Source organism: Pseudoalteromonas ulvae UL12 (assembly GCF_014925405.1).
Taxonomy (GTDB): Bacteria; Pseudomonadota; Gammaproteobacteria; order Enterobacterales; family Alteromonadaceae; genus Pseudoalteromonas; species Pseudoalteromonas ulvae.
Genome location: NZ_AQHJ01000030.1, coordinates 251,445 through 274,856, shown reverse-complemented (window position 1 = coordinate 274,856; position 23,412 = coordinate 251,445). Strand labels below are relative to the sequence as shown.

The window sequence follows — 23,412 nt, the reverse complement described above, 5'->3', positions numbered from 1 at the left end:
TAATAAACAGACGAATTATGCCGCTGTAATAATTAAACGCATCGCATCTGCGGAGCTAACCTTCACTGACGTACCCGCAGGTAATGCCTGTTCACTGATCACTTTCCAGTAAGTGTCGCCAATTTGGATATGATTTTCACCGACAATCACGTCCTCAACCAACACCCATTGCTTGCCAATCAAATGCTGGCTACGCTGATTGAGTGTTTGATGGTCGTCAGTTTGTTGATTAAACGGCTTAAAAAATTTCCAATAAAGCACCGACAACAATACTGCTTGCAATCCAAACACCACCAGCTGGGTTTGCCAAGTAAGCTCGGGCGCAATGAATAAAAACATTGTCATTAACAAGGCACTTGCAGCTGCACCAAGTAAAAACCCTGCAGCACCTAGCGCTTCGGCTCCTAAGAGTAATAAACCAAAAATTAACCAATGCCACGCTTCTAAATGTGTTAACCATTCAAACATCACACCCTCCTCACGTCGAGTTAGCCTTGCTTGTTACCAAATGCATCTTTAGCAATTTCTGCTATCCCTGCAATTGATCCCAACATATTACTTGCTTCGAGCGGGATCATCATGATTTTGTTGTTGTCCGATTCAGCAAGCTTACCCAGAGCATCCATATATTTTTGGGCTACAAAATAATTAATCGCACGCTGATCGCCTTCTTTGATTGATTCAGAAACCAAGCGTGTGGCTTCAGCTTCTGCACCAGCTAAACGCTCTCGAGCTTCAGCTTCGCGTTTTGCCGCTTCTAATTGGCCCTCCGCTTTTAAAATAGCCGCTTGTTTTTCACCCTCAGCCACTTTAATCGCCGCTTCACGCTCACCTTCAGCTTCTAAAATAATCGCACGCTTTTCACGCTCAGCTTTCATTTGACGCGCCATCGAGTCGACTAAATCTTGCGGCGGTGCAATGTCTTTGATCTCAATCCGCGTAACTTTGACACCCCATGGATCCGTTGCTTCATCAATTTTTAATAACAAGGCACCATTAATGCGATCGCGATTAGAGAGCATTTCATCCAGTTCCATCGATCCTAATACCGAACGGATATTGGTCATGACTAAGTTTTGCATAGCACGCTCTAAGTCATTGACCTCATAAGATGATTTAACTGGATCCAGTACTTGGAAAAAACACACCGCATCCGTGGTTACTTGCGCATTATCTGATGAGATTACGATTTGCGGGTCGACATCAAGCACTTGCTCCATCATATTTTGTTTGCGCCCAATTACATCCACAAACGGGACGATAAAATGCAAACCCGGCGCCAGTGTACGGGTGTATTTACCAAAGCGCTCAACTGTATAGTGATACCCTTGTGGCACAATTTTGATGGCCGTCAGGATTACCACAAATGCCAATATTAACAGTACAATTGCTGACATATTTGACGCGAGTAAAGATTGATCCATTTTTTATTTTCCTTATTTTAAAATCACTTGGTACAGCTCTTGACGCCTATCTTTAAGATTGCGCACTGTTCCTTCGCTGTGAAGAATTTTTAACTTATCTAAATCTAAATCTGAAAATAACAACATTTCAGTATTCGGTGTGGCTTCCGATAAAATGCCATCATGTGGGAATGAAAAATCAGAAGGTGATAACACCGCTGATTGCCCATATTGCACATCAAGGCTTTCTACTTGAGGCAAATTACCGACACTGCCTGCAATCACAACATAACATTCATTTTCAATCGCTCTCGCTTGGGCACAATGACGTACTCGCAAGTAACTATTTTTAGTATCTGTCCAAAACGGTACGAATAAAATCTCTATCCCTTGCTCTGCTAAAATACGTCCGAGCTCTGGAAACTCCACATCGTAGCAAATCAAAATTCCCACACGGCCTGCGTCGGTTTCAAACACCGAAATTTTATCGCCACCTTGGATCACCCAATCATTTTTTTCATGAGGTGTGATATGAATCTTACGCTGTTCATCAACTTGACCACTGCGATGGCACAAATACGACACATTATAAATTTTATCGCCTTCGGCTAATGGCATTGAACCCGTGACAATGTTGGCGTTGTATTCGATGGCCATGCGCGACATTTCATTACGAAACAGTTCGGTATATTCCGCTAAGTAGCGAATCGCTTCTGTTTGTGAAAGTTGCTCCGTTAAGCCCATCAGCGGGGCATTAAAAAACTCCGGAAAGACAATAAAATCACTTTGATAATCAGAGACAGTATCAACAAAGTATTCCACTTGTTTTAACAGCTCTTCGACCGATTCAACGGTGCGCATCTGCCATTGCACGGCACCAACTCGAATAACCGTCTTTGCTGATGCTAATACCGTATCCATTGGCTCATATAAAATATTGTTCCATTCCAATAAAGTGGCATAGCCGACTGATTGCGCATCTTCAGGTAAATACTTTTTCAATAACCGTTTAACCTGAAAATCATTCGATAACTGAAAACTCAGAATGGGATCGTAAATTTCTTTACGGTCGACCTTCTCTATATATTCCATCGGGGTCATCAAATCAGAATGGTTGTGGTATCTCGGGATCCGCCCGCCCGCTAAAATAGCTCTTAAGTTATACTGACGACATAGCTCTTTTCGCGCATCATACAAACGACGACCTAAGCGCAATCCTCGGTGCGAAGCGGCAATCACCACATCTAATCCATATAACGCATCGCCCTCGCTATCTGAGTTAATGTTATCGTTACTATCTACGATATCCTCATAGGTATGCGGATTAGAAAAACGGGTATAATCAACTTGCACACTTAAGGCAATCCCCACTAAATGACCGTCATCTAAAATACCGATTTGCCCTTCTGGGAATTCATCAATCAAATGCGAGATCGTATGCATTGGCCATGCGCCACCTAACTCTGTGTAGACACCATCCATTAACTGCTTAATGTCTTCGTATTGGTGTTTGGCCAAATTACAAATTTTTAAATGAACTTTTTCCGCTGCCATTTCAACCTCATTGATGTGAATAATGAACTATCGTGAGGGTTTCCCCTCACCTAATAGTCAGTTTTATCTGTTCAGTGCCGAATGTCACTTTTTCTTTTCATCTAAGTTCCAAAGCACATTCTGATCAGCGCCCATAATCGTAGTAGGCATTTGACCATTCCATTGCTGAGCACGCACATACTCAACCATCTCTTTAGATCCTTTCAACGCTTCTACTTTTTTATGAATTGATTCAGCTTCAGCTAATCCTTTAAGTTTTATTGCTTCAGCTTCAGCCTGTGCTTCTGCTTTAATGGCATACGCTTTACCATCCGCTTGTGCCTTTGCAGCATCTCGTTGTGCGAAAGCTGTATTCACTTGTTGTTGCGCTTCTAATTTTTGACGCTCTAAACGGTGCATTTCAGCCGCCGCTAAGTTTTTCTCTGTCTGTTTCGTTTCAATCGATTGAATATATTTTTGTGGTAATCCTAAGTTTTCTAATTGCGCAGAGTCGAGTTTCACTGGGTACTCTTTCATCCCTTCAATCAACAACTCTTCTATTTGTGCAATGACTTGTGAACGATTTTGGATCAGCTCTTCCGCTTTGTAGCGCGCCAGTGCATCTTTGGTTGCAGAACGTAATTTAGGGTCGAGTATTCTGGTTTCAAATTGGGTTAACCCCCCGTAGCTTTTAAATAGCTCAAATGCTTGCTCGCGAATAACCGTCCAGTTAATCGATACTTCCGCCGTCACGGGCATTTGCTCATGAGTCGACGCATTGAGTTTTTCTACATTTTTGCGGGTACGTATTTCCAGTACTTCGACGGTATCTACAATTGGAATTTTCGTATGTAAGCCTGGATTAACTTGTTCTGTCGCCTCACCAAAGCGCTTTACAATGCCCACATGACCTTCATCAACGGTGTACATAGATTGAAACAAAACCGCCAATCCAGCTAAGGCGACAACAACCCCAACTACAGTGCCTTTCTTTTTTGTAGCCACAGAGGCTAAATCTGGTAATTCATTGTTATTAATAGCCATATATATTTATTCCCTTGTTTTGTTACATAAAAAGTAACAAAAAAAGCGAGTCAGAGATATAAATAATGACTAATGGTCTTGAAGGCTGCGTTAACGGTCTTTACAACAAAACAAAAGGCAACACGGCCTTTTATTTTGTTGTTGCATACTCATTAATGATGATGTGGTTTTTGTGACAGGCTTTGATAAAACAGCTTAGTAACACGCTCTTCTGGCAGCCAACCACTGTATTGTAGATTTAGTACTGATAGTGGTTTTGCAGCAACCACCGCCTCTTCGCTGGCACCATCTTTCATCGCAGTAAGCATGACCTCTTTTGCCTGTGTCACCAATTGATGATACTGCTTAAGTTCCTTTTGATTACTTACAGGACCATGCCCCGGGATAATTTTTGTTTGCTCATCTGTATGGCTGATCACAGCTTCAACAGCTGCCAATACACCATTCACACTGCCACCACTTTCGACATCAACAAACGGTAACCCACCAAGGTTGAAGTAAATATCCCCCATATGCACCACGTTTGCTTTGTTAAAAAAAACCACCGCATCACCATCAGTGTGCGCATGAGCAAAATGCATTATTTTGGCGTGTTCATTATTAAAATGCAGACTCATATTATGAGAAAAGCTCAAAACAGGAACATATTTAGAATCTTCGCCATGCTTTTCAACTAACCGTTTATGAACATTATCATGGGCAATTACATGGCTACCCGCGTTGGCAAAATTTTCATTTCCACCCGTATGGTCACCATGATGATGAGTATTAATCACAAACTCAGCACTGCCCGGTTTTAAATTACTAATCGTTTGTTTAATTTTGTCAGACAACTTAGCGAACTGATCATCAATAATATAAATACCATCGTCCCCGACACTCGCTGCTATATTTCCGCCCTGACCAAATAACACATGAATATTGTCAGTCAGTTGCTCTGTTTTTATTTGCACTTCATCGGCATAACTCATAGCTGTCAGAGAGGTTAACGCCATTGCAAGTAGTGATTTTTTTATCATTATTTCATCCTATTGAGTAAGTGAGCGAAGCAGTCATCGACTCTCCTCAAAAACAAGTCAGCGCTTATTTGCACAGCTTTACATTAAGCCAATACGTGAAATGTGTAAACATTGTTCAATTAACAGTTGCAGAACATAAATTACAGATGTAATCTAAAATAATTGATTACAAATGTAATACTAATAAGGACGAACAATGATCGAAATAAGCAAAGCCGAATTTGAAGTTCTTGAAGCCATTTGGCAGGCACACCCCACTTCAGCGAATGAGATAATTGAACGATTGAACCAGCATAAACCTTGGCATGATAAAACAGTCAAAACGTTGCTTAATCGCATGGTTAAAAAAGGTGCCATCAGTTTTGAAAAAGAGCAGCGCAGCTATTTATATTCACCGCTATTAGAGCGCGACAGCTACACCCTAAAAGAAAGCCAGAGCTTAATTGAACGCTTATTCAGCGGCCGGATTGCGCCTTTGGTCGCAGGGTTTGCTAAAACAGAGCAGCTAAGCCAGCGAGATATCGATGAACTCAAGCAAGTTATCGCAAAATGGGAAAAAGAAAATGATTGATTGGCTCTTTAATCAACAACTCGTGCTTAGCGGCGCTCTGATTTTATTATTACTGGTGGAGCGCCATTTAGTTAAGCAACTTAGCGCGCGGTTTAGCTATGTTTTGTGGCTGCTTATCCCGATTGTTTTAGTGGCCAATAACTTACCCAATGAGCTCAAACCACAAACAGATTTTGTGCTGACAAAATACACAGTCACACTTGCAGAGCAAGGACAAGAGCAATTCAACCTGCAATTTAGCTGGTTTTTATGGCTAGTTGGATTGGTATCAACCTTGTTTGTGAGTTTTATTGCGCATAAACAACGCATTGCTCATCAGCCTGCACAATTAAAGATATCACAGCAAGTACCGATCGAAGTTGTTACTAGCTTTCAAGTTGCCAGCCCTTTATTGATTGGCTTTATCAAACCAAAACTAGTGCTTCCAGCCAATTACGAGTCACTTTACACCCAGCAGCAATTGGCGATGATCATCGAACACGAGCTTTGCCATTATCGACGTAAAGATACCTTATTTAATTTATTCGCCGTCAGCTTGTTATGCCTATTTTGGTTTAACCCATTGAGCTGGCTGGGTTATCAGAGTTATCGACGTATGCAAGAACTCGCGTGCGACGAAACCGTTTTACACAATAAAAGCCCAGAGCAACGCTTAGCCTATGGCAAAGCAATGTTACTGAGCATCGAAAATAACCAACACCAACTGTATGCCTACACCCATTACACGGAGAAACGGACTATGTTAAATCGTTTAAACTTTATTAAAACTCGCTCAGCCCATAAACCTTTCTTACAAATAGCCTTGCTGACATTGGTCACTGGACTACTCGGGGGCGTCGCTGTTGCAGGTGATCATACCAACGAGACTCTCGCTAAGCATGCCAATGAAATTAAACCAATTATGCGTATTGAACCCAAATATCCACCTCTAGCCGCCAGAGACAACATTGAAGGCTCTGTCGTGCTTAAATACGACATATCATCAGCTGGAAAAGTAGAAAACGTATCAATTGTTGGCGCAGAGCCGCAAAATGTATTTAACCACAACGCTAAAGTTGCACTTGAGCAGTGGCAATATCAACCATCTTCTGCTGGGTTTAAAGGTGTCTTGGTACAACTCGACTTTGCCTTATCTGAACTAAGTGCCAAACGTGATTTAATCGAACGAATTAAAGTATCAAATTCAAATCATTAAAAAAGGAGCTTCGGCTCCTTTTTTAATACTACTTTAACGGTTTTAGAGCCTTATTTAAGTGGGCTGATTGTAATCTGATGCATCGTCTCTGTTGGTAATAATGGAGTATTATTACCTTGTACATAATCACTAAATCCAGCCCGATAAAACGGCGAAAAAGGATGCCCTGATTGCCCACCAGGCAGAGTCAGAATCGCATTTTCTTCAAGACCAGGTTGCACAAACAGACGTTGTGATGCGCCAAAGCCTGTTTTTTGTACTGCCGGCATGTAGCTGTCACCAAATCCCGGAGATCGAGGCATATCAAGTAAATGGCTCAACAATGGGATTTGTTTCGAAAAAGGATGCTGAATACGCAGTTCATTCACTTTACCCCACTGCAAAACTTGCAATGATGCATGGCGACTTTGACCATGTATTTCTAACAACTCATCGCGCATTTGCTGATAACTCTCAAGCATAAACTCAGGCCAAGTGCCATAATTTGCTGGTAACCAACTTGATGGTTGTGCAGCAATCATCTGCCAGATAGGCGTCTCTAAGTTATTTTTGATCGCGCTCAACGACAAGTCATGTTCTGATAACTGACTTTCAACAGCGCTGAATACGGTATCAGTTAAGCGACTGCGAAAATGCCTAACAAGGGTATACCCCACCGAGTCTGGACAAGCGCATGCTTGCCAATTTTCGAGATCCTTAATATCACGCGCAAATCGCTCTGGCTCTTGTTTCAGCGTACTTATCAATAAACCATGCCACTTAGTTAAAAACCGCGCTTGATTGTCTAACTGAATTTGATAAAAGTCCTGTTCTGAAAAACGCTCTTTTTCATTTAGCCTGTCGCGTATTTGCACCGCACGCGCACCTAAAGCATATCCTCCGTCGCCAAATCGAGGCAGCTGCTCTGTAGCAATCACTCGCGAATTACCCGTCCATAAACGATGATTGTCAGGATTACGAACTTGCGGTAAATCGCTCGCATCCTCTTGCCATAAAACTGAATACTCCGCCGGATCCACTGCCACATCACTTGGATTGATTCGGGCTGGCACCGCGCCTGTTGGCTGCCATGCTGCTTGCCCTTGCTTATCGACAACTAACATATTTTGCACTGGAATACCGATGGTTTTTGCAACCTCAAGCGCCTGACCCACAGAGTGTGCTTGTTCTAAATTTAACAATTCCATATCCACCGCATAGGGTTGATGCGCCACCCAACTCAATGCATAACGCTGCCCGTTCACTTCCTTGACAGGACCATAGTCACTCATTGTTAAGGCCGCCACTTCGGTTGTGCCATCAACAATAGGGTATTGTTCTTCAACATCATACGTTGCCACGGCATCATCAAGCTTAATCCAATCAGCCGTATCGAGATAACCATTGGTAAAGCCCCACGCTACATGCCCGTTTGTTCCAACCACAACTGCAGGCGCTCCCGGCAAAGTAACACCTGTTATTTGATGCTGTTGATTATTTTCATAATAATTGAGCTGAGCACGATACCAAATCACTGGCACAGCAATGGATAAATGCATATCGTCAGATAACATGCCATGGCCAGACTCAGTTAATGCCCCCGTTACGGCCCAGTTATTACTGCCAATCCCCAATGGCTCAGCAATTTTTTGATACGCCAATTGTGCCTTTAGCTGTAAGCTCAGCTCTGGTATATCGCTATCTGGTATCGGCTCTTCACTGCCATCAAGCGCGGCTTGATATTGACTTGGCTGGGTCAAAAACGTGAGCATCTCATCACCAAATTGCTGCTTAACCTGTTCAAGCACTAAATCACGCTCAAAATTGCCCGTTTGTAAATCAAGATACATAGTATAAATAACTAACAAGCTATCAACTGGCTGCCAAGGTTGGCGCTCTGCACCAGCTAATAAATACTCAAAACTTGGGTAACTTTGCGCTTGTGCTTCGTTCACGCCTTGTGCATAAGCGGCTAAAATTTGCTGATCCCGCTCTGGAAGTTGGGTAACAATTTTACTAGCGCGTTTTCTAAATTGGTGAAAACGCATTTTTTTATCGAGATCTAAAGCCGCTTTTCCGAATAATTCACTGAGCTCGCCTGCTGCATTGCGACGTAATAAATCCATTTGGAAAAAACGATCTTGGCTGTGAGCAAAGCCAAGTGCATAAGCTGCATCAACGCGATTGTTTGCAGAGACCACTGCGGTTCCGAGCGCATCACGAGCTATCGAAACAGGCTGTGAAACCCCCTGAGACTGACCCTGACCAGACAAACTTGGTAAGCTGATACTTAACACCCCATAAACCAGAGCGGTTGTTAACAAAGCCAATAAAATTAACCCGGTTGTTATCCACTTAAATAGCCGCAGTATCATTGCGTTCATTCCTGTTGTTATGACATTGATTTTATTATTAACTCAAATTACCACACTTACCTTTGATGTTAATACTAAGATTTGATGATCAAAATATGACGAAAGTTTAAACATTCGATGATTTTGCTGTATCGATGGCTGACGATATATCCGACCTTTAACTTCATCCTAATTGCATCACACCTGCAGCTCGTTTACAGTGTCAATTCAACGCATTAAGAGGTATCACAGATGGAATTAATACTCACACCAATGCAAGCACGCGTTATTGGTTGCATGCTCGAAAAAGAAGTCACCACTCCCGAGCAATATCCGATGTCCGTAAATAACCTAACCAATGCTTGTAACCAAAAATCAAATCGCGAGCCAGTGCTTAGCTTGACTGAAGCTGATGTACAAAATGCACTTGATGAACTTGCTGCTAGCCGACTAGTAACAAAAGATGAGGGGTTTTCTGGTCGCGTCGATAAATACACACATCGTTTCTGCAATACAGAATTCGGAAGCCTAAAATTTACCGCTCAGCAAAAAGCCATTATTTGCGTGATGCTTCTAAGAGGCCCACAAACACCGGGCGAGTTACGTACCCGAACAAATCGTTTGGCGGAATTTGCGAATGTGCAAGAAGTAGAACAAGCCCTCAATACTCTCATTGAACAAGGTTACGTCGCTAAGCACGCAAGAGAACAGGGTAAACGCGAATCTCGATATAGTCAGCTTTTCTGTGAGGCCGCTCCTGAATTCACAGCCGAAGCAAACGAGCCCAATCACCCGCAAAACAGTCAAGCTTTGCAGCAAGAAATCGGAGAACTTAAACTAGAGATCGCCGAATTAAAACACCAAGTTGAGCAAATTAAACAGAGTTTAGGGCTTTAACTTTTTGTCATGAAGCCAGATAATACTGGCTAGTTTTTTATTATCGCTACTTTTAGGAGAGCCCATGCGCGCGCACATTTTAGCCGAAATGAAAGTGCTACCAACAATCGATCCGGCATTTGAAATCAAACGCCGTATCGACTTTATTAAAACAAAACTTTTGGCTTCTCATTCTCGCTCGCTGGTACTGGGCATTAGTGGTGGAGTCGACTCGTCTACGTGTGGCCGTTTATGCCAACTTGCTGTCGACGAGCTCAACACTGAACTCTCAACCGATAAATATCAATTTATCGCAATGCGCTTACCTTATGGTGTGCAAGCCGATGAAGACGAAGCTCAACTAGCGGTTGATTTTATTCAGCCATCAAAACGCATTACGGTTAATATCAAAGACGGCGCAGATGGCTTGCATACACAAGCATTACAAGGCTTGCACCAAGCAGGGCTGCCTTTACCAAGCAATGACGCCGTTGACTTTGTTAAAGGCAATGTAAAAGCACGCCAGCGGATGGTTGCGCAATATGAAATCGCAGGACTTACCGGCGGCTTAGTCGTCGGTACTGATCACAGCGCAGAAAACATCACTGGTTTTTATACTAAATTTGGTGATGGTGCATGTGACTTAGCACCACTTTTTGGTTTATCTAAGCGCCAAGTTCGCTTGCTTGCCCACACTCTAGGCGCCCCTGATATTTTAGTTAAAAAAGTCCCAACGGCCGACTTAGAATGCGATAAACCAGGGCTTGCTGACGAAGAAGCGCTAGGATTGAGTTACGATCAAATCGATGACTTCCTCGAGGGAAAAGAAGTCGACAAAGCTGTTGCAGACACACTCATTGCAATTTATACCCGCACTGAACATAAGCGCCAGCCAATCCCGACGATTTACGATTAACCTGTTTTGCTCTTCTTTTTTAAAAGCTTGATAGCAGTACTATCAAGCTTTTTTTTGGTTAAAAATAAGGGAAATATTTCTCACATTAATCTGGGCTCAACTACACTCACTAGCTGTAAGGATTGATTGTAAGAAGGATAACGCGTCATGTTAACAAACAATTCGACTTGGGATTTGAATAAGCAACAACACAGTACTGTCAACCATTCTGCGGAATGCCTCCGTAAAGCCGTGCCACTCATGGTCAAATACAACATCGCAGTCACACCGGCTAATTATGCATTGTGGTACACCTACGTGTCGGGTAAACACCCTAACTTAAACGACAAGCTCAACGAAGCATTAAAAACTTTCGGCACGTGCCCTCCGGCATTATCTCGGGAGCTTTTTGAGGAATTTTTATCCGACAAAGATCTTGAGCTGTACGATGAAGTCGCCCTCGAAGTTGATAATCTAGTGCTAAATATGAATGCCGATATTATCGACACCTTAGATCACACTAAGGAATTTTCTCACGCGCTCAATGAGTGCAATACTAGTTTAACGAGTATGCAAACCGGCGTTGTTTCAACTGATGCCATTCTTGACTTAGTCGGCAAACTTAGTGAAGAATCAAAAGCAATGCAACAAACTGCGTCGTTATTTCAAACCAAACTCGATATTGCTCACAAAGAGATTTCTCGCCTGCGTCTCGAATTGCAAAAAACGAAACAAGATGCCAACCACGATGCATTGACGGGCTTATTAAATCGTGGCTCATTTGATGAAGATATTGACGCACTCTGCCAAAGTAAAAACAAACAAAGCCAGTTATTTTTAACCTTTGTAGATATTGATCACTTTAAAAAATTCAACGATGACTTTGGCCACCAAAAAGGCGATCAGGTGCTGAAAATTGTCGCTAAAATGCTCAAAGACAAGTGCAACCTACTCAATACGGTTTATCGGTTTGGCGGCGAAGAGTTTTGTATTATTAGTCAAAATAGCGATTCAAAAAGTTGTGAAGCATTTGTCGAATCCATTCGAGTGGCCATCGAACGACTCGCGGTAAAAGACAGTAAAACAGGCAAAAACCTGCGAAAGATTAGCGCATCATTTGGTATTGCCGAATATTTAACTGGTAGCCCAGCCGATTTAATCGAACAAGCTGATCGTGCTGTTTATATTGCCAAGCAACAAGGACGCAATCGCATTGCGTTTTATCGCGCCAATGCGACACATTAATTCGGTTTATATTTTAACAACAGTGATCGCTTGTTTTTTGAGCACTGTATAACAAGATAGTTTCAACTTTACAGGAACCGTTATGACTACCTTGATTGAAGTACTGGCATTACAAAGAGCACAAAGCTTTGGCCGTGAAGATATCATCAAATCTGACATTATGTGGGCTCAAGCTAATTTAGATGAATTTGAATCTCAATGTGAGTGTCTTGGCCTTCAAGGTCTTGATAACGATATTTTATTTGATTGTCAGCTCAGTCATTTACGCTGAACTGACAACCTGATTTTTCTGTTTATGACTTTAAAAAATAAGTCATTTAATCCATTCAAGCGCAGTAAATCCAACCTCAAGCACAATGAGTAACAACAAAAAGCTCAGCAAAGTCCCAGACTTAACACGTGCACACACATAAGCGCCCAGCGGGGCGCCAACGACAACAACAGGTATCGCCGCAAGTAAATACGCAGTTACTTCAGGTGTGATGCTATCAAGGTAAAAGGCATTACATACCGAACCGATAATAGAAGTCACCGCCATAATGAGCACTGACGTTGCAGTCGCAGCTTTGAGTTCTTTTTTATAAAATAAGACCATTAAAGCAAAGACCATAATATCTGCCCCAGATCCCACTAAGCCACTTGCGATCCCACCAAAAAAGCCAACCACAGTAATTAGATAAGGCTTAACCAGCTGTGAGGATTCTTTATAACCTTTATGAGTGAAGTGTAATCGTAGTAACGTTAATGCAAACAACAACAAAAACAGACTAAACACCGTTTTTGTTGTTAAGCGTGGTAAATGCTCAGCAATAAACATTAAACCAATTAATACACCGGGCACGGCACCTAACAACGCTCGCCATACAACATCAGAATAATAGCGAATACTGCAAAAAATAATGGTTAATGCAGCAGCTGTCATACCAAAGCTCTGGATTGCTAGCGAAAAAACTTTTGCTGTTGCAGGCTCAATAGCAAGGAGCTTGGTCATCACAGGAAACGCAACCGCTCCACCACCTAATGCTGTGCCACCTGCGACAAAAGAGCCCACTAACATAGTTAAAGCTACACTGATTTGCGCAAGGAAATTAGCGAACGCCGCTGACGGCCCTTGCGATAACAACCAACCGCCATACACCAGTAAGGTAAACGTCAGGGGAATCATCTTAGCATTCAGCTTTTGATTAAATACTTTTAACACAAAAATCTTAACCACCAGAGAAAAGACACCGTTGTCATTATGCGGAATAAACTAACAAAATTACATCATTTATTTCACATCGCATCATCAACCTCATCAACCTCATCAAAGAAATACCCACGCATTGATCGAAACACACCTTGCAGGCGTATCTTTATTAAATCAGCTAATAAACTAATGAGTCGTTTTGGTTTATAGTAATCAGATAGATAGAAAAATTATTATTCATAAATGCAATCACCAATTTTAATTACAGGGGCGGGCCAGCGCATTGGTTTAGCCCTAGCAAAATCGCTACTGGCTAACAAACAACCATTAATTGTGACCTACCGCACCAGGCACAACAGCATCGATGAACTTGAAGCTGCAGGGGTCAAGTGTATTGAAGCGGATTTTACTTCAGATGAAGCCATTGCTGACTTTATCACCCAATTAAAACGCACCACTTCATCACTGAGAGCCATTATTCACAATGCATCGAGTTGGGATTGCGAAGGCAACAATCCTGACTTCGCGCAACTTTTTGATAATATGATGCGTATTCACGCTAAAGTGCCGTACTTAATCAACTTAGCCTGCGCCGAGTTATTACAAAATACCGCGAGTGAACACAGTGACATCATTCACTTAACTGATTACGTTGTTGAAAAAGGTAGCCCAAAGCACATTGCTTATGCTGCAAGTAAAGCGGCACTGGATAACTTAACCAAATCATTTGCCGCTCAATTAGCGCCAAAAGTGAAAGTGAACTCAATTGCACCTTCATTAATTATTTTTAATGAACACGATAGTGCGCAGTACCGAGAAAAAACCTTAAAAAAGTCGATTTTAGGCCTCGAACCTGGCAGCCAAGAAATCGTCAATACCGTGGCCTTATTACTCAATAGCCATTACATCACAGGCCGAACATTACCTGTCGATGGCGGCCGCCATCTTAAATAACCGAATAACGAGTCTATTATGCACGACGAACTAAAGAAAAGTTACAAGCAAATCATTGAAAGTGTTGGAGAAGACGCCAATCGAGAAGGCTTGTTAGATACGCCCAAACGCGCAGCTAAAGCCATGGAATATTTAACCAAGGGCTATAAAGAAACGCTTAACGAAATCACTAATAACGCAGTGTTTACATCTGATGCAGATGACATGGTACTCATTCAAGATATCGAGTTATATTCGATGTGTGAGCATCACTTATTACCGTTTGTTGGCCGCTGCCATATTGCGTACATTCCAAATGGTAAAGTACTTGGCTTATCGAAGTTTGCCCGTATTGTTGATATGTACGCTCGCCGCTTTCAAATTCAAGAGCAATTAACCCATCAAATTGCTAAAGCAGTCGAAGAAGTCACCGGCGCTAAAGGGGTCGGCGTGATTGTTGAAGCCAAACACATGTGCATGATGATGCGCGGTGTTGAAAAACAAAACTCAAGTATGCGTACTTCTGTGATGCTGGGTAACTTTAGACAAGATCCCAAAACACGCAATGAGTTTCTACAATTGCTGAAAAACTAAGGGTTCGTATGCAAAACGCCATTATTAATATTACAAATTTGCGTCTGCGCACGTTTATTGGCTTTAACCCTGAGGAGATGGAAAAAAAGCAAGATGTAGTGATTAACATTGAAATCCACTATCCGGCAGATACCGCCTGCGAACTCGACGAAGTAGACCAAGCGCTCAATTACAAAGTCGTCACAAAAGCGGTCATTGAGTTAGTAGAGCACGGTCATTTTTTATTACTCGAAAAGCTGGTCGCAGAGATTTTAGCACTGTGCCACCAGCACAGCAGTGTGACCTTTGCGAAAGTGAGAGTCGATAAACCTCATGCATTACGCTTTGCAGATTCAGTGTCCTTGACTCTTTCTTGGCAGAAATAATTAGTGTTTATCGGGGCAGTTTTAACTAAGCAAATAACTGCCCAAGCCCTACCACTGCGCCAATCACCGCTGCATAGCGACAGGCTTTTCCGATGGTGACTAAAACAATAAAGAGATCAAATCGTACTTTCATGGTCCCTGCGACTATGGTCAGCGGATCGCCAATAATTGGCACCCAAGCCAATAACAAACTATACGTGCCATAGCGTTTAAAGCGGGTTTGTGCCTTTTCAAGCGTTTCACTATCGAGTGGAAACCACTTTTTGTCTTTAAAACGTAAAAACTCACGCCCCAACCACCAGTTAACACAACTCCCTAATACATTTCCTATTGTGGCCGCGAAAAAAAGCCCCCAGAGGTGATAACCTTGTGTCACTAAGCCTGTAAGCAGTACTTCTGACGCGCTGGGCAAAATAGTTGCGGCAACAAATGCGGTTAAAAACAGTGAAAGGTAGGCCATAGACACTTATCTACATAAAAAAAGCGAGTATATCAAACTCGCTTTCTATCATTGAAATGAAGCACACTTATTTTATAAGCTGCAAGCTAAGCGGATAAATAAAACGCTTTCCTTCGCTGGCTTTTACTGTGGCAATAATAATCATCACCAGTGAGAAAAGCCCAACCACAGGGAGCAACAACAGACCAATGCCAATAAACACTAATACAAAACTCACCACATAAGCAATCAGCATCGTTAGTTGAAAATTGAGCGAATCGCGTCCTTGTTCTGCCACTTCGACCATTTCATCACGCTTCATTAACCACACTACCAACGGCCCAATCAACGCACCTAAGGGGATTAAAAAACCAACCAATGCACTTAAGTGACAGGCCATGCTCCAATTTTTGATTTCTGAGCGGGTAATTGCTTTTTGAACAATGATCACTTCGGGTTCTTGCGGGTCCATATTGCTTCCTTTTAAATGGTTTAGTGAGGTGATATTGCGATAATTTTTACATTGAGTCCACAAGTAAATGAATCAACTAGACACTCCCATCAAAAGCCCTGTACTCTTTGATAAATCCAATAATAACAACCAAAAGCGAACGCCAGAAATGAAATTAATGATGATATTACTCGCAGGATTAACCTTAACAGCATGCAGTCAAATTCCCAGCACACTCCCTGCCAATAACCCTCAATACCAGACCTATGTGAACGCTGGAGACTCATTCGAGCAGCGTACTTTTGTCAGTATTTCTGATGAGAATATCGATTTAAACACCATTGAAAAACGCAAATTAATCGTATATTTTGCCACTTGGTGTCATGACTCACAGCGGACAATGAGTCAGATTATGAGCTCACCTTTAGCAAGCGATAAGCATTTACAAATTATCGGCATTGGCCGTGAAGAAAACGTTGAAAACCTGAAAAAATTTCAGCAAGACTATCAATTGAATTTCCCTCTCGTGAGCGATCAAGACCGCCACTATTATAATCAAGTCGCCAATGCCGGGATCCCGCGCTTAATACTGCTCGATGAAGCCAATCAGGTCGTTAAAACGGTTATTGGTGAAATGCCTAATGCCATTGACCATCTCGTGTGGTGATCTTGTGCGTTAAACACGCTTCGGTCTGCCTTGATCAGACTGAAGCTTTCTCCTTCGTGATAAAATCTATCTTAAATTGTGATAAAAACGTGATAACTCCGTGAGCCTTTCTTGATAGTTGTTTTGCATACTTTTTTGCACACCCACTTAAAAGGAAAACAACATGAAGGTCTCGACATTATTCGCTGCGAGCTTAATTGCTTTAGGTAGTCAACATGCTCACGCGGCATCACTGGATGTCAAAATCACCAATTTGACACAAGGCATCTATTTCACACCTATATTAATTGCAGCCCACAATGCTGACAGCCACTTGTTTATGTCTGGAATGGCCGCATCACCTGAGCTACAAACTATGGCAGAAGGCGGCAACATTGCTGGCTTATCGGGTATTATCGACGCAGTATCTGGTAACAAAGTAGAAAACCCGGCAAGTGGTTTACTTGCACCAGCACAATCAACCATGGCGATGCTTGACACTACAGATGGCAATCAATATTTATCAATTACGGCCATGATGCTTCCCACCAACGACGGCTTTGTGGGCCTTGATAGTTGGATGATCCCAACTACGCCGGGCAGCTACGATATCTATTTAAATGCTTATGATGCAGGCACAGAAGCCAATAATGAGTTGATTATTGAAGGCTCTGGTGCACCAGGTACTCCAGGTATCCCAGCCGCTCCAGGAATGGGCGCAGGTATGAATGGTACGGGCGTTACAAACAGTGAAACAAATCAAACTATTCATATTCACCGCGGCAGTTTAGGCGACGATGATATGGAAGGCGGTAAAAGTGACCTGAATAACACAGTGCACAGATGGTTAAACCCCGTTGCAAAAGTGACCGTGACGGTTAAATAGGAGCTTAAAAATGAATACGTTCAAAAAGCTATCTTTACCAGTGTTACTGATCAGTTTATATGGGTGTGGTAGTGATAATGACCCTAAAATGGTCGAAGTAGTGACGCCACCACCTCCCCCTCCAGCAATGACATACAGTTTTGCTGTATCGGTTACTAACTTGACCCATGCTCAGCCGCTATCACCAATTGGATTAGCGCTGCATCAAGAAGGTCAGTTCTGGCAAACAGGTCAAAGCGCCTCTGTGGCGTTGGAAACGATGGCAGAGTCAGGTGATAACTCAGCACTTCTTGCACAAGATATCGTACTGGCTTCAGCGAGTGACTCAGCCCCACTTATGCCGGGTAATCAGATCGAGCTAATGCTCGATACCACGCAGCTCGAAAATATAAAATTGAGTTTAGTCACTATGATGGTGAATACGAATGATGGTTTCTCCGGTCTTAATGCTATAGATGTATCCCAGTTAGCGGTCGGCGATTTACTCTCATTTCGAACTGTAGCCTATGATGCTGGTACTGAAACTAACTCAGAAATGGCAGGCACCATCCCAGGCCCAGCCGATGGTGGCGAAGGCTTTAACAGCGAAAGAGAAGATCGGGACTTTGTGCGCTTACACTCTGGTGTGGTTGGTATTGATGACGGTTTGAGTTCATCTGTTTTGAATTCAGATCATAAATTTGACAACCCTCTGATGGCGATCACCATAACTCGGATGCAATAATCGAGGAAAACGACTGCAAGTGCCGTGACTTGCAGTCGCTCACATTGGGTGACTTCCTCTACTTTTTGCTAGGTGAGGAAGATGAAAGATCAAATTTTAGTGGTAGAAGATGACCGCGATATCGCAAGGTTGCTACAAATGCATTTACAAGAGCTATCCCTAGAAAGTCATCACGTCGGCAGCGCTGAATTAGCCTTACAACAGTTAGAAAAACACACCTATTCCCTCATTTTACTCGATATCATGCTACCGCAAATGGATGGCTTAACTTTATGCCGCAAACTCAAAGATCGCAGCCCCGAAACAAGTATTGTTTTATTGACTTCACGTAGCTCAGATATGGATCGGGTGCTTGGGCTTGAAATGGGCGCTGATGACTATATTTGTAAACCGTTTAACACCAGAGAATTGCAAGCTCGAGTCAAAGCGCAACTTCGCCATGTTCATTTATTGCGTAATAAACATCAGGCTGCAGACATAGCTAAAATCATCGAGTTTGGCCCTTTAATCATCAACCAGCAATCTCACGATGTCTTCATTTACCAAGAAACGCTCAGTTTAACGTCAACTGAATTTGATTTATTGAATTTTTTTGCATCACATCCCAATCAAGTTTTTAGTCGCACCCATTTACTCGATTCGGTGTGGGGATATCAGCACAGTGGCTACGAACATACAGTCAATTCTCACATTAATCGACTTCGCGCTAAGCTCGAACCTTATCAGCTTGATAACCTTATCGAAACAGTGTGGGGAGTGGGCTATAAACTGAGCCCAACCTCACTGACAAATTTAAGTTAACCACCATGTTAAATCGTCTTTCCTTATATCAAAAACTCGCCGCTTCATTGTTTTTAATATTCAGTGCCGTCATTGTATTAATTGTTAGCTGGAGCCAAACCCTCGAGCAAGTCTCGCAGCATCAAGCCCAGCAAAAGCTTCATTTGCAACTAGCTGAGCATTTAGTCGTTGATAACCCATTACTAAAAGAGGGGGTATACGATTACAATGCTCTGGAAAATTTGTTTCATACCTTAATGCTGCTTGGCCCTGCCTTTGAGTTTTATTTTGTCGACCCGAGCGGTGAGATCCTGACTTATTCTGCGCCAAAAGGAAAAGTAACCCGCAAAAAGGTCGATTTAGTGCCCTTACTGGCACTCATCGAGCATAACAACAAGCTTCCCATTTATGGCCAAGATCCACGCAACTTAGATAAAGAAAAGATTTTTTCAGTGGCTCCTGTTTATAGTCATGAAAATCAACAACAAAAGCACCTGCAAGGCTATCTATACATTATTATTGGCGGCGAAGCCTATGACACTATTTTTAGCCGCATTCAATCCAGCGATGCCCTGATGATCACTGCAATGTGGTTTTCTGCGGGTCTTGTATTTTTACTTTTGCTGCTTTTAGCCATCTTTCGCACATTCACTCAGCCCATTCAATCACTGGCTACACAACTGAAAAAAATCGAAGCTGCGCAATTTGATTTAACACAAGTTAAGTTAACGCCGTGGCCAAACAACACTCATAATGAAATTCATCAACTTGGCCGCAGCGTCAATCAAATGCTTGTTCGCATTGATAGTCAGTTAAAACAGCTTAAGCACAACGATGCCCAGCGCCGAGAACTACTGGCACATTTATCTCATGACTTACGCACGCCACTGGCCTCACTGCAAGGGTATTTAGAGCTGCTAAATCAAGCCATGCCAGAAGATGCCTGCGTACAACAGGCGGATTATTTAGCTATCAGCCTCAATAATGCCAAGCAACTCAAAAACTTAATTGATCAAATCTTTGAATTGGCGCACCTTGAGTCAGGTCAAGTAGCTATCAATAACGAACGCTTTAACCTCGGTGAGCTCATGTACGATTGCCTGGCTAAATTTGCCCTCAAAGCGGAACAAGCGGGTGTGACGCTAAAAGTGGAACCACATATTTGTGATTTTATGGTTTTAAGTGATATTGCCAAATTAGAACGCGTTTTGAGTAATCTAATTGACAACGCCCTTCGCCATACCCCATCAGGCGGTAGCATCACGCTCAGAGTGATCCCGCAAGGGCAAAAAATCAAACTACAAGTTTGTGATACTGGCACAGGCATCAAAGCAGAAGAAATCGATTATATTTTTGACGCCCGCTATCGCGCCAGCAACGCACAAGGGTGCAAAAAAACACATGGCGGCTTAGGTCTCGCCATTTGTAAGCAATTACTTAAATTGCTGCACAGCGATATTCAGGTGTATAGCCAATTAGGTAAAGGCACACAGTTTGAAATGCTCTTGATGAAAAGTTAAGTCCACGAGTTAAGCGCTGCTGATTACAATACAAGAGTCGACCCATTCAAAAACAGTCGACAGCCGATATTTACTCTCAACGCTAGGCTGTCTTAATGATGATTTAAACACATTCCTTTTTCAAAAAACGTGCAGCAATTAATAACACGGTTGCCATAGCGCTGGTTATAAGGCTTGTAACGATCACCCCAACCATTATCATCGGCGCATCATTACTTTGCGTCGGATTGATACGCTCAATGATGAGTGAAAAACAGTAAATGCTCACAAAAGGCAATAAGAGCAAAGTCGTCACTTGAGCTGCCTTTTTCTGAAAGCAACGAGCAAGTAGCGCAATAACAACGGCCAATGTGACAAGATATACATACGACATAATAATTTCCTTTTATAAATGTTTACTCAATATGCTGGATTACATCAGAGGTTTATTTCCAACATGAGTATTTACTCTACATCAACCAAAAAACGGGTACAATATTTTAAAATAAGGTATTTATAATACTAAAAAGCCAACCTCATGCTCTGAGGCTGGCTTTTAAACATGATTTAAAGCTAATTTTAAAGCGTGTTTTTCCCAGCTAAATCAAGAATAAACGCATACTCTAACGCGCTATCTTTTAAGCCTTTAAAACGGCCTGATGCACCACCGTGACCGGCCTCCATATCCACTTTAAACAAGAGTTTATTGTTATCCGTTTTATGCTCACGCAGCTTTGCGACCCATTTTGCAGGCTCAAAGTATTGCACCTGTGAATCGTGTAAGCCTGTTGTCACAAGCAAGTTTGGATAAGCTTGTTTCTTTACTTGATCGTAAGGAGAGTATGACAGCATGTAATCGTAATAAGTTTTATCATTAGGATTACCCCACTCATCATATTCATTGGTCGTTAGCGGAATACTTTCATCCAACATAGTGGTCACCACATCAACAAATGGCACATGAGCCGCCACACCTTTATATAATTCTGGCGCTTGATTGATCACCGCGCCCATTAGCAAACCTCCCGCACTGCCACCCACAGCAAAAACTTGATCTTTGCTTGCGTAACCTTGCGATGTCAGGGCTTTGGTGACATCAATAAAGTCATTAAAGGTATTTTGCTTGGTAAGCTTTTTACCATCATCATACCAAGGGCGACCGAGCATTTGTGAACCACGAATATGGGCTATCGCATAAACAAAACCACGATCAAGTAAGCTCAAACGCGTACTTGAAAATCTCGGCTCCATAGTTGCGCCATACGAACCATAGCCATATTGGTACAGCGGGTTAGTGCCATCTTGTTTAAACTTATCTTTGCGGTAAACCAATGAGACTGGCACTTCCACCCCATCACGCGCTTTAATAAAAATACGCTCTGATGCATAGTTGTCAGCATTAAAATCACCCAAAACCTCTTGCTGTTTGAGCTGATTTTTTTCACCGTTTACTAAATCAATATCGTAATGCGTGCCTGGGGTCGTCAAGCTGGTGTAATACACGCGCAATGACGGGTTATCCAGTTCCGAATTACCGTACATGTACGTAGCAAAAACTGGATCATTGAACGATAAGCTCTGCTCTTTTTGTGTAGTCAAATCACGCACTTTAATGCTGGTTTGGCCTTTTTCTCGCTCTTGATACACTAAGTGATTATTAAAAAGTGTAATCCCTTCAAGCTTAATATCGGCACGATGTGGGATCACTTCTTGCCAGTTGGCTTTATCGCCTAGCTGATCTTGATGCACTTTCATTAGGCGAAAATTCACCGCATCCCAATTGGTAGTGATGTAGTAATAATCACCCAATTTTGAGGCTTCATACTCTAAACCTTTTTCACGTGGAATTAAGCGCTGTGGCATGGCTTTGGGGTTATTGGCATCAATCACTGAGATGCCTGATGATTCAGTACTGCCATGGCTGATATAAATTACGCTGCCATCTTTGCTTTTACCAATACCGGTGTAGTAGCTATTGTCTGTTTCTTCATAGACTAATTGATCTTCACTTTGCGCCGTGCCTAATGTATGACGAAACACTTGATAACCCAGTAACGTTTGAGGGTCTTTTTTAATGTAATAAACCGTTTTATTATCGTTTGCCCAAACTACATCACCTTCAGTACCTTCCAGTACATCTGGTAGCATTGCCTTTGAGGTTAAATCTTGAAACCTAAGCGTATAAACACGGCGACTGACTTTATCTTCGCCATAGGCCATCAACTGCCCGCTTGGACTCACATCTAAACCAGATATTTGATAATAAGCATGATCTTTTGCCAGCTCATTCACATCGAGTAAAACTTCTTTATTGCTGCCTTTCACATCCGAGCTGCGCACATAAATGGGGTATTCATTATCACCGCGCATTTCAGTTGAGTAAAAATATTGGCCTTTTTTAACTGGCACTGAGTCATCATTTTTCTTGATACGCGCTTTTAACTCTTCAAATAAATCCGCTTGTAGTTTTTCTGTATGAGCAAGCTGAGCATTGGTGTAGTTATTTTCTGCTTCTAAGTGAGCCAAAATCTCTGGGTTTTCGCGTTTATCATCACGCATCCAGTAGTAATCATCAATACGTTTATCACCGTGTACTTCCATTTCAAATGGGACTTTTTTTGCAATCGGCGCAACGACTTGTTGAGCACTTGATGCAACAACTGCTGTTTGCTCGTTTTGTGTCACGGTTTGAGTAGGCGCTTTATCAGAGCACGCACTGAGTAACGCTAAAGAAAGAACTGTGAGTGAAAAAGGTAGAATTTTTGCCATGATGAGAGTTTATTCCTGTTATT

General features: G+C 42.3%; 25 protein-coding genes. 14 read left to right on the top strand and 11 right to left on the bottom strand.

Annotated features, from left to right (window positions below):
* Positions 1-15: 15 nt before the first annotated feature.
* From PULV_RS14820 to PULV_RS14800, 5 genes are all read right to left on the bottom strand, one after another.
* Positions 16-468 carry an NfeD family protein gene (locus tag PULV_RS14820; RefSeq protein ID WP_193332137.1) on the bottom strand — a complete coding sequence of 151 codons (453 nt, stop codon included), beginning with the start codon at positions 466-468 and terminating at the stop codon, positions 16-18.
* Between the two features lie 20 nt (positions 469-488).
* Positions 489-1,424, bottom strand: coding sequence for an SPFH domain-containing protein (locus PULV_RS14815; protein WP_193332136.1), 936 nt, complete (start codon positions 1,422-1,424; stop codon positions 489-491).
* Between the two features lie 12 nt (positions 1,425-1,436).
* Positions 1,437-2,957 carry a carbon-nitrogen hydrolase family protein gene (locus tag PULV_RS14810; protein WP_086745630.1) on the bottom strand — a complete coding sequence of 507 codons (1,521 nt, stop codon included), beginning with the start codon at positions 2,955-2,957 and terminating at the stop codon, positions 1,437-1,439.
* Between the two features lie 84 nt (positions 2,958-3,041).
* Positions 3,042-3,980, bottom strand: a complete 939-nt coding sequence (locus PULV_RS14805; RefSeq protein WP_086745631.1) for a prohibitin family protein — start codon at positions 3,978-3,980, stop codon at positions 3,042-3,044.
* Positions 3,981-4,132: 152 nt separating this feature from the next.
* Positions 4,133-4,999, bottom strand: a complete 867-nt coding sequence (locus PULV_RS14800; RefSeq protein ID WP_193332135.1) for an MBL fold metallo-hydrolase — start codon at positions 4,997-4,999, stop codon at positions 4,133-4,135.
* Positions 5,000-5,195: 196 nt separating this feature from the next.
* On the opposite strand from PULV_RS14800, the gene PULV_RS14795 reads away from it, so the two are divergent.
* A complete protein-coding gene (locus PULV_RS14795; RefSeq protein WP_086745632.1) occupies positions 5,196-5,570 on the top strand; it encodes a BlaI/MecI/CopY family transcriptional regulator in 375 nt (124 codons plus the stop codon).
* Positions 5,563-6,765, top strand: a complete 1,203-nt coding sequence (locus tag PULV_RS14790) for a TonB family protein (RefSeq protein ID WP_193332134.1) — start codon at positions 5,563-5,565, stop codon at positions 6,763-6,765. Before PULV_RS14795 ends, PULV_RS14790 begins: the two co-directional genes overlap by 8 nt.
* A gap of 50 nt (positions 6,766-6,815) precedes the next feature.
* On the opposite strand, the gene PULV_RS14785 is transcribed toward PULV_RS14790, so the two are convergent.
* Entirely contained in the window at positions 6,816-9,116 is a 2,301-nt protein-coding gene (locus tag PULV_RS14785) for a penicillin acylase family protein (protein ID WP_405127494.1), read from the bottom strand.
* Positions 9,117-9,350: 234 nt separating this feature from the next.
* Here PULV_RS14785 and PULV_RS14780 point away from each other — a divergent pair, with 234 nt between their 5' ends.
* The 4 genes from PULV_RS14780 (at position 9,351) to PULV_RS14765 (ending at position 12,385) form a co-directional block, all read left to right on the top strand.
* A complete protein-coding gene (locus PULV_RS14780) occupies positions 9,351-9,995 on the top strand; it encodes a YceH family protein (RefSeq protein WP_193332132.1) in 645 nt (214 codons plus the stop codon).
* Positions 9,996-10,059: 64 nt separating this feature from the next.
* Complete coding sequence (gene nadE / locus PULV_RS14775; protein WP_086745636.1) at positions 10,060-10,890, top strand: ammonia-dependent NAD(+) synthetase; 831 nt, start codon at positions 10,060-10,062, stop codon at positions 10,888-10,890.
* Positions 10,891-11,037: 147 nt separating this feature from the next.
* On the top strand, positions 11,038-12,114 hold the full coding sequence (locus PULV_RS14770) for a GGDEF domain-containing protein (protein WP_086745637.1): 1,077 nt from the start codon (positions 11,038-11,040) through the stop codon (positions 12,112-12,114).
* Between the two features lie 82 nt (positions 12,115-12,196).
* On the top strand, positions 12,197-12,385 hold the full coding sequence (locus tag PULV_RS14765) for a hypothetical protein (RefSeq protein ID WP_086745638.1): 189 nt from the start codon (positions 12,197-12,199) through the stop codon (positions 12,383-12,385).
* A 42-nt stretch (positions 12,386-12,427) separates the two neighbouring features.
* Here PULV_RS14765 and PULV_RS14760 read toward each other — a convergent pair whose 3' ends face one another.
* Positions 12,428-13,315 carry a sulfite exporter TauE/SafE family protein gene (locus PULV_RS14760; protein ID WP_086745841.1) on the bottom strand — a complete coding sequence of 296 codons (888 nt, stop codon included), beginning with the start codon at positions 13,313-13,315 and terminating at the stop codon, positions 12,428-12,430.
* 231 nt (positions 13,316-13,546) lie between these two features.
* Here PULV_RS14760 and folM point away from each other — a divergent pair, with 231 nt between their 5' ends.
* The 3 genes from folM to folX are packed head-to-tail and all read left to right on the top strand — an operon-like array spanning position 13,547 to position 15,195.
* Positions 13,547-14,257 (top strand): dihydromonapterin reductase, encoded by a 711-nt coding sequence (folM, locus tag PULV_RS14755; RefSeq protein WP_193332131.1) that lies wholly within the window; start codon positions 13,547-13,549, stop codon positions 14,255-14,257.
* Positions 14,258-14,275: 18 nt separating this feature from the next.
* Positions 14,276-14,830: a GTP cyclohydrolase I FolE gene (gene folE / locus PULV_RS14750; protein WP_086745640.1), complete on the top strand. Its 555-nt coding sequence runs from the start codon at positions 14,276-14,278 to the stop codon at positions 14,828-14,830.
* Positions 14,831-14,838: 8 nt separating this feature from the next.
* On the top strand, positions 14,839-15,195 hold the full coding sequence (gene folX / locus PULV_RS14745; protein ID WP_086745641.1) for a dihydroneopterin triphosphate 2'-epimerase: 357 nt from the start codon (positions 14,839-14,841) through the stop codon (positions 15,193-15,195).
* Positions 15,196-15,220: 25 nt separating this feature from the next.
* Here the strand turns inward: folX and PULV_RS14740 are convergent, their stop codons facing one another.
* Positions 15,221-15,655 (bottom strand): YqaA family protein, encoded by a 435-nt coding sequence (locus PULV_RS14740; RefSeq protein ID WP_086745642.1) that lies wholly within the window; start codon positions 15,653-15,655, stop codon positions 15,221-15,223.
* Between the two features lie 67 nt (positions 15,656-15,722).
* On the bottom strand, positions 15,723-16,106 hold the full coding sequence (locus PULV_RS14735; protein ID WP_193332130.1) for a DUF4870 domain-containing protein: 384 nt from the start codon (positions 16,104-16,106) through the stop codon (positions 15,723-15,725).
* Positions 16,107-16,173: 67 nt separating this feature from the next.
* Between PULV_RS14735 and PULV_RS14730 the strand changes: the two genes are divergently transcribed.
* The 5 genes from PULV_RS14730 to PULV_RS14710 all read left to right on the top strand — a co-directional run bounded on the left by PULV_RS14730 (position 16,174) and on the right by PULV_RS14710 (position 20,641).
* Positions 16,174-16,752 (top strand): TlpA family protein disulfide reductase, encoded by a 579-nt coding sequence (locus PULV_RS14730; protein WP_227009413.1) that lies wholly within the window; start codon positions 16,174-16,176, stop codon positions 16,750-16,752.
* 163 nt (positions 16,753-16,915) lie between these two features.
* The gene (locus PULV_RS14725; RefSeq protein ID WP_086745644.1) at positions 16,916-17,617 is read left to right on the top strand and encodes a spondin domain-containing protein; all 702 of its coding nucleotides are present in this window, start codon (positions 16,916-16,918) and stop codon (positions 17,615-17,617) included.
* A 10-nt stretch (positions 17,618-17,627) separates the two neighbouring features.
* Complete coding sequence (locus tag PULV_RS14720; protein ID WP_193332129.1) at positions 17,628-18,341, top strand: spondin domain-containing protein; 714 nt, start codon at positions 17,628-17,630, stop codon at positions 18,339-18,341.
* A gap of 81 nt (positions 18,342-18,422) precedes the next feature.
* Positions 18,423-19,142 (top strand): response regulator transcription factor, encoded by a 720-nt coding sequence (locus tag PULV_RS14715; RefSeq protein WP_086745646.1) that lies wholly within the window; start codon positions 18,423-18,425, stop codon positions 19,140-19,142.
* A gap of 5 nt (positions 19,143-19,147) precedes the next feature.
* Entirely contained in the window at positions 19,148-20,641 is a 1,494-nt protein-coding gene (locus tag PULV_RS14710) for a sensor histidine kinase (protein WP_193332128.1), read from the top strand.
* A 103-nt stretch (positions 20,642-20,744) separates the two neighbouring features.
* Here PULV_RS14710 and PULV_RS14705 read toward each other — a convergent pair whose 3' ends face one another.
* Positions 20,745-21,014, bottom strand: a complete 270-nt coding sequence (locus tag PULV_RS14705; RefSeq protein WP_193332127.1) for a hypothetical protein — start codon at positions 21,012-21,014, stop codon at positions 20,745-20,747.
* A 185-nt stretch (positions 21,015-21,199) separates the two neighbouring features.
* On the bottom strand, positions 21,200-23,389 hold the full coding sequence (locus PULV_RS14700) for a S9 family peptidase (RefSeq protein WP_086745649.1): 2,190 nt from the start codon (positions 23,387-23,389) through the stop codon (positions 21,200-21,202).
* Between the last annotated feature and the right edge of the window lie 23 nt (positions 23,390-23,412).